Genomic DNA, 8,592 nt, shown 5'->3' with positions numbered 1-8,592 from the left:
ACATATTGTCATTCAGTTTTCAATGTTCATTTCTTCAACACAAGAATTAATTATACTCGCTATCGATATGAAAGTCAACAACTTTTTTAAATTAATTTTTTTGTGTGTTTAATGTTCGTTGATTTGTTTCGCTCAACAAATAAATACTATACAGGGTTTCTCCCAAATGTACAATGGTAAAAATTACACTACAAAGAGCGAAAGATAGAGACTAACCCACAAAACACGAACATTATATAAAATAATTTGTTAATAGTTAATATTAAAGTTGTTTTCTTTCAGTTTATAACTTTTTTTACATTACTTTTATCTCATAAAACAAACTTTTAAAAATTTACATTTTTTAAAATAATTTTAAAAAAAGCTATTTACAGTGTGATTTAGTATTGTTGAAGGCGGAATATCCTCGCTATTCAATACTCATCTACTATAAATAGCACATAAAAATTTACATTTCGGTTCTACCAGCAATTGCTTTAGAAAGCGTTACTTCATCAGCATACTCTAAATCGCCACCAACTGATAATCCTTGTGCAAGACGTGTTACTTTTATTCCAATAGGTTTTACAAGTCTTGAAATATACATGGCGGTCGATTCACCTTCTAAGTTTGGATTCATAGCTAATATAAGTTCTTTAACTTCTTCATCTTTTAATCTATCAATAAGTGTGGGTATATTGATATCTTCAGGTCCTATACCATCCATTGGAGAGATAGATCCATGTAATACATGATAAAGGCCTTTATACTCTCTCATTTTTTCCATTGCAATAACATCTTTATCATCTTCAACCACACAAATAATTGAACGATCCCTTTGTTTATCTTCACAAATGTAACACGGATCTTTTTCAGTAATATGACCGCAAATACTACAATAGGTAAGTTCTCGCTTAACATCTACTAAGGCTTTAGCAAATTTTACGACATCGTCTTCTTTCATGTCTAATGTATAAAAAGCCAGACGTTGAGCCGTCTTGGGACCAATGCCTGGCAGTTTCATAAAACTATCTATAAGTTTTGAAATCGGTTCAGGATAATGCATACTTAACCTACATTCCTGGAATATTTAAGCCTTGAGTATGTTTACCTAATCGTTCTTGCGTTAAATTATCTGCTTTATTCATTGCTTCATTTGTTGCAGCTAAAACTAAATCTTGTAACATTTCGATATCATCTGGATCTACTGCTTCTTCTTTAATTTCTACATCTACAACTTCTTTATGACCAGTTACAGTTACGGCAACCATACCGCCACCAGCTGTTCCTACAATACGTTCGTCTTTAAGTTTTTCTTGTTCTTGTGCCATTTTCTTTTGCATTTTTTGCATTTGCTTCATCATTTGTTGCATATTTCCGCCACCGCGCATCATTCATTTCCTCCTTAAATTTTCACATTAATTTTATTATAATTTATATTTCATTATACATACGTTTATATTTATTGTCATGTATGACTCATTCAACTTACCTTATAAACAAACTGATATATTTTATTATTCATCTATAATATTCACAGTATCTTCACCAAATAAATCTCTCGCTTTTTGAGCAATATCAGACGTTTCCTCTTTAGTATTATCTTTTGTACTTTCAGAAGAATGATGATCATTTTGTTTTCTATGATTAATATACTCGCTTCTCACTCTCATCCATTGATCTGAAGGGACACCTACTACTTCAACGTTTTTATCAATGATATTACAAACGACGTTTTCAATGTTTTTCCTTTTTTCTTCATCTTTATTAACAATTTCACAATGTATTTCTTCATCAAATTGAATTAATACACGTTTTCTACTTGCTGCTACTGGAATTGAGTTTTGCAATAAGCTGACTAAAGATTTTTTATCATTACTTTTAGCATAATCAATTACTTCTTGCCAATGTTCTTTAAGTAGTTGAATATCTTCTTTATTTGCTTCATCTAACACTTTAGCTATCTGCGTCATAGAAAATGCCGCTTTACTTTGACGTTTATTTCTAGAATGTGTGTTTGTTTGTGTGTGCTTTTTATTACTCTGTGAAATACCTTGTGCTTTTAGAGTTTTTAACTCATTTTCAAGTTGTTCCATTCTTTGTAATAACACTTCATTATTAGGTTCTGTAGCAACAGGCGTTGTTGCTACATTTTCTACTTTCGTAGGATTTGTTTTCACCATTTCAGCTAATTTAACTAATAACACTTCAAAGTGTACATTCTGATTCACACTAAATCTAATAGAAACGAGCGTATCATTTATAATATCTATCATATGATATAACGTTTCTAAATCAAATTGAGTTAAGGCATCGTAACTTGTTTGTTCATTGATTGTTTTATTCATAATCGTATCTCTTACGAAATAAATCATATCATTAATAAGTCTATTTACTTCTTTACCTTCAGATACAAAGTGATGATAACGAGAAAATGCTTCTTTTACATTTCCATTAACGATATCGTTAAATAATTCATTAAGCGATGCTTCATCTACACTACCCGTTACGTCTAATACATCTTGTAAGGTAAGATGCTCATCTCCAAAAGCAATTGCTTGGTCCATAATGCTTAATGCATCACGCATACCACCTTCTGATGCTTTAGCAATAAATTCTAATGCCGCTTCCTCATAATCTAGTGATTGTTCTTGTGCAACAAAACGTAATCGTTCGACAATTTGTTCGGTACTAATCGCTTTAAAATCAAAACGTTGTGCACGTGAAATAATCGTAGGTGGTATTTTATGCGGTTCTGTTGTTGCTAAAATAAAAATAGCGTGTGCTGGAGGTTCTTCTAATGTTTTTAATAAAGCATTAAAAGCACCTGTTGTAAGCATATGAACTTCATCTATAATATAAACCTTATATTTTGATTCACTAGGTGCGTATTTAACTTTATCTCTAATATTTCTAATTTCATCAACACCGTTATTACTAGCAGCATCAATTTCAATAACGTCACCATTTGTTCCTTGTGTAATGCCTTTACATACTGCACACTCATTACAAGGTTCACCATCATGGGGATTTAAACAGTTAATAGCTTTAGCAAACACTTTAGCTATACTTGTTTTACCAGTTCCTCTTGGGCCACTAAAAATATATGCATGAGATTGCTTTCCTTTTGAAATAGCATTTCTCAATGTTTTAGTGACATGTTCTTGACCTACAACATCATTAAAACTTTGAGGTCTAAACATTCGATATAAAGCTTGATAATTCACAGTCGCACCTCCAATACAATTACTTATCAATTATATCATGCAATATCTTTGATATATTAATTTTTTATACTTCTATGATATTGGTTGTAGTTTCCCATGTGGATATTCACTTAATTGATCCCACAAGAATTTCACATAAAGAGACTTATCATCATTTTTCGATATAATATGATGTTGTGCCGCTGATACATAACCTAACGCTGTAAAATACTCAGGACAATCATCTACAATAATAGCAGTATAATGATGAGCTTTCGCACGCTCTTCTACAGCTTGCACTAAAGCTTTTCCTATACCTTGGTTTCGATAAGATGTTGCTACAATCAAAGAAGATAATTGTAATACTTTAAATGTATCTTCATTATCAATGAGATTCACTTCATTTAGCATGATGTGCCCTATAATGTCCCCATCTTCTTTTTTCGCAATAACTTCTAATTCATAATTATATGTAGGTTGTTTTCTTAAATTAGAAATTATTTTACTATGTGATTTACCATCTAAACCTTTGTTATTAGTATAATGTTTTTCAAGTTTTTCTAAAGTCTCGATATAATCCATTTCAGTTAAAGTACTTAAATAAACTTGCATAACTTCCCCCTATAATTAACATGTTTCTAATCATATTTCTATTAAATGAATTGAGTAAATGTATCAGTGTATACACCCATAACCCTCATTATAAAAATAATTTAGGGTGTTTGTTTTTCTCAACATGCCTATTTTGAATATCTGTATATAAGTATGATGTTTATAGTTGTTCGATAACAACTTATTTAAATGATTTAAGAATCTTTATCTGTATTCTAAGTTCTTCTATAGTTTATATAAAAAAGGAGTGACTTTAAATTAAAGTCACTCGTAAAGTATATCTATTTATAGAAATGATTAATTTTAAATTAAATAACCGTGCACCTTCGAATCGAGTGTACATCATAAACGTTACCGAAGTCGATAGCTAAATCTCGGCTACCCTACGGCACATATGAGTGTCCACTTAATGCTGCTTCCGTCAGGACCTGACATGATTCATGGGTTCATATTGCATAGGACCGAAATCTTCAAACACCTCGTGCTTCGGGCAGACTTCACAAAAGTACACCCTCAACGAAGGATTTAAGTCTCGCATAAAGCGGATTTCGAGTACAGGGAACCGCTACCTCCCCACCTAGCACGGTAAGTTTTATAATACTATAAAACGTATTAACGTTGCAAGTAAAATAGTATATTTATTTATAAATCATTCAAGTTAAAAACCAATTCAAAAATATTACTATTTATTTTGTCGACGAGAAAATTCATTAAACTTAAACTCTGTCGCTAGATGCTTTGAAACATTATATTGAAATCGCGTCGTATCTTTAAGAAAAACGGTACTTCTTACTGTCGCTGTATATGGATGGTGCACTTTACCAAACACTTGATATTCAAAATCCTTAAATGGTTCAAATGTAATTGATTTATTAGAATAGCTAATATCTAAATGAAGTTCTTTTTCTAAATAATCATAAATAGACTTTCTAGCTATTTCATTAGATATTTTAGGAACTAATGATGTTAGAAAATAATCTTCATCTAATATTTTAACTTTTCCATTTACACTTCTACTTCTTACTACATGACATAATAAGTCGTTATTTCTTAGACCCAATTGTTCTTTCACTAAAGGAACATCAGACGCCTTTATTATTTCATTTACAAGGACATATGTTTCATGATTTAAGTTTAACTTTTCTTTAACTTCTTTAAAGCTAATTAAATCTGAAAAAGGAAATTCAGTGATATCTTGTTGAATAACAATCGATCCTTTTCCTTTAATTTTTTGAATCATCCCATCATTTGCAAGTAATTCAAGTGCTTTTCTTACCGTTTCTCGAGATGAGTGATATGTTTCTACAAGTTCACGTTCTGACGGTAGTTGTTCACCGTATAAGTATATTCCCTCAGAAATATCTTTTTTTAACTTTTCATAAATTACTGCAAATTTTTGTTGAACCATTTTTATTTTTTCACCCTATCACTTAATATGACTTACTAATTACTATCGCACCATATGATGAAATCTTATTATCAAAAATTGTACCACTCTGAATAATAATATCTCCTACTATATCAAGATCATCTGGAATCCTAACAGCTTCATTTGAAAAGTTAGCAATAATTAACCAAGAATCATTTTTATAGTTGCGACGATAAATAAACAATTGTGGATGATCCATATACAATGGTTCAATATCTCCATAAGTAATAATATCATGATGATGACGTAACTTAATAAGTTGACGATATACATGTAAAACTGAATCTTTATTACTTATAGCATCTTCAACATTAATCGTATCTATATTCTTAGGTAAATCTATCCATGGCGTACCAGATGTAAATCCTGCATTTTCATTTTGATTCCATTGTATAGGAGTACGCGAATTATCACGCGATTTTTGGGATAAAATGGTCAAAATTTCTTCTTCTGGTATCCCTTCTTCTTTTAGATGTGTATACGCATTAAGAGATTCTACATCTCTATATTTTTGTATTGATGTATAATGAGGGTCAGTCATGCCAATTTCTTCACCTTGATAAATATAGGGTGTCCCTTGTAACATATGCAACACAATAGCTAACATTTTTGCGCTTGCTTGACGATTCAATTCATTTGTGTCATCGCCAAATCGTGATACTACTCTTGGTTGGTCATGATTACACCAAAAAATAGCATTCCATCCACCACCATTATGGATACCTACTTGCCATTCCATTAAAATTTTCTTCAATTTAAGAAAATCATATTTTTCATTTGTCCACTTTTCACCATCTTTATAATCCACTTTTAAATGATGAAAATTAAATACACTATTCAATTCTTGACGCTCAGGACGTGTATATTTAATACAATTGTCAATCGTTGTTGAAGACATCTCACCTACTGTCATCATATTTCTATTTCCAAAAGTATGACGGTTGAGTTCATGTAAATATTGGTGAACGCGGGGGCCATCAGTGTAAAATTCTTTTCCGATGGCTTCTGAATTTTTAAATTCATCTTTAGAAATAAGGTTTATTACATCAAAACGGAAACCATCAACGCCAAATTGAATCCAATAATTTACCATTTCATAAAGTGCTTGTCTTACTTTTTCATTATCCCAATTCAAATCAGCTTGTGTCACATCAAATAAGTGTAGATAGTATTCATCAGATTTCTCATCATATTCCCAAGCATTTCCACCAAATTTAGATTGCCAATTTGTTGGTGGTCCATCTGCTGATGATTTGAAAAAATAAAAATCTCGATAAGGATTATCTTTTGAATGAATTGCTTCCTTAAACCAATGATGTTCCGTAGAAGTATGATTAATTACAATGTCTAGCATAACTTTTAAGTCTCGACGATGTGCTTCATAAATCAATTTTTTAAAATCATCTAATGTTCCAAACTCTTCATTAATTTTAAAATAATCGCTGATATCGTAACCATTATCATTCATTGGAGATTCATAAATAGGTGTAAGCCAAATATAGTCCACGCCTAAATACTTTATGTAATCTAATTTTTCAATAATACCATTCAAATCTCCTTTGCCGTCTCCAGTCGTATCATTAAAAGATTTAGGGTAAATTTGATACACTACTGATTTTCGCCAATCGTTTTGAATCATATTAATACCACCTTTATCTAAAAATATATTTTTCAAAATAATTAATTATTCACATCTTATAATGAAAGTTCATAACCCTCATTTTATATCATTGGGATTTTCTACCATTTCTTTAGCTTTAATTTTAGTGAATTTAGAAAAAATCACCGTTAATACTGCTGGCAAAATCATTGCTAATAGGATAACAAGTATATAAATATACCAATATTTACTTTGGATTGAAATAAAAGCTGGAACGCCTCCTACCCCTACATTACCAAGTACTCGATTTGCTCCAATGACTGCTCCTAAAACACCCGATGTACAAATAGCAGCAAAAAACGGTACTTTTAAAGGTAAATTCACTCCAAACATAGCTGGTTCAGTGACACCTAAGAAAGCAGAAACGCCAGATGTTAATGCTAATCCTTCTTCTTTTGCCATTTTTCGACGTTTATAAATTAACCATGCACCAAATGCAGCTGATCCTTGACAAATATTAGAAATGGCTACAATTGGCCATAAATAAGTTCCCTTTAAAGAACTGCCCATCAATTGAAAATCCACTGCTAAGAACATATGGTGTAACCCAGTAATAACAAGTGGTGCATAGAAGAAACCATAAATTGCGCCACCTAACCAACCCGCATGTTCAAAAATAAATTGTATAGCACCTGTAATCGCTGTTCCGATACCTAATGCTATAGGCCCAATAATAATAAATGATAGGAATCCTGTAATTAATAATGCTACAGGCCCTACTACAAGCATCTTAATTGAATCATGCACGACTTTATTAAGTGCTTTTTCAATTAAAGAAAGTACATAAGCCGCAATAAGTACCGGAAGGACTTGCCCTTGGTAGTTTAATTGTTTAATTTCTAAACCAAATAAATTCCATGTAGGAATATGACCCTTAGCTATATCATATTGTGAAACGAGTTGAGGATGCATTAATATCAATCCCAACACTAATCCTAAAATTGGACTACCTCCAAAGACTTTCATACTACTCCAACCAATTAAAGCTGGTAAAAAGATAAATGCTGTACTAGCTATGACGTTAATAATATTAGAAATATCACCTAATTGATGATGTTGTTCCACTAAGGCCTTAGGACCAAATAAATTTTCCATAGTTAAAAGATTATTAATCCCCATAAGTAAACCAGCTGTTACTAGTGCTGGCAAAATTGGAATAAAAATATCTCCTAATAATTTTACTAATCGTTGTAATGGATTGCCTTTTTTTGCAGCGGCAGTTTTTGCTTCATCTTTAGATGCAGTTTCTACACCGGTTTCATTTACAAACTGTTTATACACTTCATCTACTGTACCAGGACCAATAACAATTTGATATTGATTGTCAGCTTTAAATTGGCCTTTAACAAGCGTATTATTAGATAAAGCTTCCTTATCTACTTTATTATCATCTTTCAAAACTAATCGTAATCGCGTTACACAATGAGTAGCAGTATCTACGTTTTCTTTTCCACCTATTGCTTGAACAATATCTTGTACATCTTTTCTTTTTACGCCCACGATGTCCACTCCTTTGTTTCTAACTTAAACAAAGTATAACTTGTCTAGACAAGTTATGTAAAGGCTTTCATTAAATGATTTGATTTTTTAAAAATTTAGTACATAAAAATAAGCACTCAGTAAGTTACTGAGTGCTTATCTTCTTTATATTGATTAGTCTTGGATTTTAATGATAATGGCGGAGGAAGAGGGATTCGAACCCCCGC

Annotated in this window: 7 protein-coding genes and 1 other RNA gene; all 8 read right to left on the bottom strand. The window is 31.4% G+C overall.

Features of this window, described 5'->3' with window-relative positions:
• Window positions 1–448: 448 nt before the first annotated feature.
• Window positions 449–1,045, bottom strand: a complete 597-nt coding sequence (gene recR / locus HMPREF2930_RS04740; RefSeq protein WP_002447967.1) for a recombination mediator RecR — start codon at window positions 1,043–1,045, stop codon at window positions 449–451.
• A 7-nt stretch (window positions 1,046–1,052) separates the two neighbouring features.
• Window positions 1,053–1,370 carry a YbaB/EbfC family nucleoid-associated protein gene (locus HMPREF2930_RS04735; RefSeq protein WP_002447964.1) on the bottom strand — a complete coding sequence of 106 codons (318 nt, stop codon included), beginning with the start codon at window positions 1,368–1,370 and terminating at the stop codon, window positions 1,053–1,055.
• A 126-nt stretch (window positions 1,371–1,496) separates the two neighbouring features.
• Window positions 1,497–3,206 carry a DNA polymerase III subunit gamma/tau gene (gene dnaX, locus HMPREF2930_RS04730; protein ID WP_017175207.1) on the bottom strand — a complete coding sequence of 570 codons (1,710 nt, stop codon included), beginning with the start codon at window positions 3,204–3,206 and terminating at the stop codon, window positions 1,497–1,499.
• 72 nt (window positions 3,207–3,278) lie between these two features.
• A complete protein-coding gene (locus tag HMPREF2930_RS04725; RefSeq protein ID WP_017175206.1) occupies window positions 3,279–3,797 on the bottom strand; it encodes a GNAT family N-acetyltransferase in 519 nt (172 codons plus the stop codon).
• 316 nt (window positions 3,798–4,113) lie between these two features.
• Window positions 4,114–4,383, bottom strand: an RNA gene (gene ffs / locus HMPREF2930_RS04720) — signal recognition particle sRNA large type.
• A gap of 96 nt (window positions 4,384–4,479) precedes the next feature.
• Window positions 4,480–5,205, bottom strand: coding sequence for a trehalose operon repressor (gene treR, locus HMPREF2930_RS04715; protein WP_017175205.1), 726 nt, complete (start codon window positions 5,203–5,205; stop codon window positions 4,480–4,482).
• Between the two features lie 22 nt (window positions 5,206–5,227).
• A complete protein-coding gene (gene treC, locus HMPREF2930_RS04710) occupies window positions 5,228–6,865 on the bottom strand; it encodes an alpha,alpha-phosphotrehalase (protein ID WP_017175204.1) in 1,638 nt (545 codons plus the stop codon).
• 78 nt (window positions 6,866–6,943) lie between these two features.
• Window positions 6,944–8,386: a PTS system trehalose-specific EIIBC component gene (treP, locus tag HMPREF2930_RS04705; protein WP_017175203.1), complete on the bottom strand. Its 1,443-nt coding sequence runs from the start codon at window positions 8,384–8,386 to the stop codon at window positions 6,944–6,946.
• Window positions 8,387–8,592: the final 206 nt, after the last annotated feature.

The sequence above is a fragment of the Staphylococcus sp. HMSC068C09 genome, assembly GCF_001813735.1.
GTDB classification, from domain to species: Bacteria; Bacillota; Bacilli; order Staphylococcales; family Staphylococcaceae; genus Staphylococcus; species Staphylococcus hominis.
The sequence above is the reverse complement of the archived record's forward strand: the minus strand, read 5'-3'. Positions and strand labels throughout refer to the sequence as shown.

Bases quoted from the DNA above. Each gene is read 5' to 3' on its own strand.
- HMPREF2930_RS04725 (WP_017175206.1), bottom strand. From the start codon at position 3,797: ATGCAAGTTTATTTAAGTACTTTAACTGAAATGGATTATATCGAGACT.
- treR (WP_017175205.1), bottom strand. From the start codon at position 5,205: ATGGTTCAACAAAAATTTGCAGTAATTTATGAAAAGTTAAAAAAAGAT.
- HMPREF2930_RS04735 (WP_002447964.1), bottom strand. From the start codon at position 1,370: ATGCGCGGTGGCGGAAATATGCAACAAATGATGAAGCAAATGCAAAAA.
- recR (WP_002447967.1), bottom strand. From the start codon at position 1,045: ATGCATTATCCTGAACCGATTTCAAAACTTATAGATAGTTTTATGAAA.
- treC (WP_017175204.1), bottom strand. From the start codon at position 6,865: ATGATTCAAAACGATTGGCGAAAATCAGTAGTGTATCAAATTTACCCT.